Origin of the sequence: Streptomyces torulosus (assembly GCF_001419765.1) — a bacterium.
GTDB classification, from domain to species: domain Bacteria; phylum Actinomycetota; class Actinomycetes; order Streptomycetales; family Streptomycetaceae; genus Streptomyces; species Streptomyces torulosus.
This window is the reverse complement of record NZ_LIRK01000890.1, coordinates 1-2522: the sequence shown is the minus strand read 5'-3', so window position 1 is coordinate 2522 and position 2522 is coordinate 1. Positions and strand designations below refer to the sequence as shown.

Below are 2522 nucleotides of genomic sequence, written 5' to 3'. Positions count from 1 at the left end.
GTCACCAAGTCCGCGCTCGCCGCGAGGAGTTCGTTCAGTGCGAGTGGACCGGAGTCCGGGGCGAGCGGGCGGGCGCCGGTGGCCAGGGTGAACACCGTGTCGCCGTCGTTCAGCAGATGCACGGGCCGCACGGCGCGGGCGATTCCGTCGTGGGCCGTGCCGGCGAGCTTCTGGGCCTGGGCGCGGGTCAGTTCGGCGTCGGTCGCGACGACCGCCAACGTCGTGTTCAGCGGGGGAGGCGGACTCTTCGCGGCGGCCTCGGCGATCCTGCGGCGCGCCACCTCGTGCACCTCGGCCGCCGGATACTCCGCCCGCCCCTGGAACAACTCCCCGTACAACACCCCCGTCTCCGGATCCATCACCGACCCGGCGGCGTTCGCCACCACCAGCGCGGCCACCGTGATCCCCGAGCCGAGCACGGTGCTCGCGGTGCCGACACCGCCCTTCAGCAGCCCGACCGTCGCCCCCGTCCCGGCGCCCACGCACCCCTCCACCACCGGGGCACCGAGCCCGCTCGCCGCCGCCGCCTCCACCGCGGCCCGGCCGGTCGCCGCGTCCGGTCTGGCCCGGAAGTCGCCGCCCCGGCCCAGGTCGAAGACACAGGCCGCCGGCACCACCGGCACGACATGCGCCGGATCGGGGCCGACCCGTACCCCGCGCCGCCGCTCCTCCAGCCAGGCCATCACACCCGAGGCCGAGTCCAGCCCGTATGCGCTGCCGCCGGTCAACACCACCGCCTCGACCTTCTGCACCAGGTTCCGCGGGTCGAGTGCGTCCGTCTCCTTGGTGCCGGGCCCGCCACCGCGCACATCCACGGCCGCCACCGCGCCGCCCTCCGGCGCGAGGACCACGGTCGTACCGGTCAGCCAGCCGCCGCCGGCCAGGGTGGCGTGCCCGACCCGCAGCCCGAGCACGTCGGTCAGGGCGTCCACAGGGTGCGGACGGTCGGAGGGCATGGGGGTGCCGGAGGTCTCGGGTGTCATGTGCGTCCTTGTCTGCGACCGGGGCGTGCGTGTGTCGGACCGTGCCTGTGGCTCCCTCAACCCTGCCCGGACGCGGCGGTCCTGGCCCCCTCCGCACCGGCCCTACGTGCCGTGAACACCACGCCGATCGCCACCGTCCCCGCCGCCACTACGCCCGCCGCCAGGACCGCCCAGTGACCCAGGAACGTGCACAGCACCACCGCCAGCGCGGCCAGCGGCAACACGGCCTGCTGCGCCGTGCCCACCTTGTAGTGACGGGCGTGCAGCGCCCACACCGAGAGCAGGTAGAGCGCCGTCGGCAGCGTCACGGCGGCGGACGCGGCCAGTGTCGAGATGTGCGCCTTGTGCACCGCCTCCTCCACCGCGACCTCCAGCCCGGCGCCGATCGCGGCCGCCGAGGCGAAGATCAGGTAGTGGCCGTAACCCCACAGGAAGCTCTCCCTGTTGGAGCGCAGATGGCCGTGGATCGGCACCGTGAAGTAGATCCACCACGCGGAGAACACGATCAGCAGTCCGCCCAGCGCGATCGGCAACAACTCGCCCAGCGCGTCGTTCTCGTCCGCGGCCGACTTCACGGCGACCGTGGCCGCCAGGATCGTCTCGCCGAGCACGATGATGGTGAACAGGCCGTACCGCTCGGCGATGTGATGCGGATGCCAGGACGTGGTGAAGTCCTTCTCCGCGTACACCGGGACGCACAGCTCCAGGATCGCCATCCCCAGGAAGAGCCACGGTCTGGCCGGCTCGGGCAGGATCAGCAGGCCCAGCCACCCGACCTGGCACAGCGCCACACCTGCCGCGTACCGCAGCGCCATGACGCGCTCGGCGCCCTCCGCCGACCGGGCCACCCGCAGCCACTGCGCGGTCATCGCCAGCCGCATGATCGCGTAACCGAGCCAGACCAGCAGGAAGTCGTGGTCCTCGAAGGCCCGGGCGATCCCGGCGGCGAGCACCAGCACACCGAATATCTGGACGAGGGTGACGACCCGGTAGAGCACGTCGTCGTTGTCGTACGCCGAGGCGAACCAGGTGAAGTTCATCCAGGCCCACCAGATCGCGAAGAAGACCATCGCGTAGTTGAGGATGCCCTCGGCCGCGTGGGCCTCGGCGACGGCGTGCACCAACTGGACGCCCGCCTGGGCGACGGCGACGACGAAGCACAGGTCGAAGAACAGTTCGAGGGGCGACGCGACCCGGTGTGCCTCCCCGCGCCCACGGGCGACGAGCCGACGCAACGGAGGCCGACCGGCACCGGAAAGAGAGGTGGAAGCCGTGGCCGGGGCGGAGCCCGGGTCGGGGTCCCGCGCCGGGGGCGTCGAGGGCGTGGAACTGGACGTCATGGCGCCAAGCACACCAGAAAACGCGGGGGAATTCTCGCTCAGGTGTTCATGAGTGCGCGTGCGGGCCGGGGGAGTACGCGGAGGGGTCCGGCGACCGGCTCGGGGGGTGCACGGGAGCATGCGGTGACTGGCTCCGGGGGTGCACGGGAGCATCCCGTGCCCGGCTCGGGCGGTGGGTGGGGGTGTCCGGTGACTGGGC

The 2522-nt window shown here is 72.6% G+C and carries 2 protein-coding genes; both read right to left on the bottom strand.

What is annotated here, in order from left to right; all coding sequences use genetic code 11:
* Positions 1–983, bottom strand: a 983-nt coding sequence (locus AOK23_RS41930; RefSeq protein ID WP_240496820.1) for a P1 family peptidase, incomplete at its 3' end; no start/stop codon positions are given.
* A 56-nt stretch (positions 984–1039) separates the two neighbouring features.
* Positions 1040–2323 carry a low temperature requirement protein A gene (locus tag AOK23_RS41925; protein WP_055717639.1) on the bottom strand — a complete coding sequence of 428 codons (1284 nt, stop codon included), beginning with the start codon at positions 2321–2323 and terminating at the stop codon, positions 1040–1042.
* Positions 2324–2522: the final 199 nt, after the last annotated feature.

What these genes read in the sequence shown, in the direction of transcription:
- AOK23_RS41925 (WP_055717639.1), bottom strand. Translation starts at nt 2,323, where the DNA reads ATGACGTCCAGTTCCACGCCCTCGACGCCCCCGGCGCGGGACCCCGAC.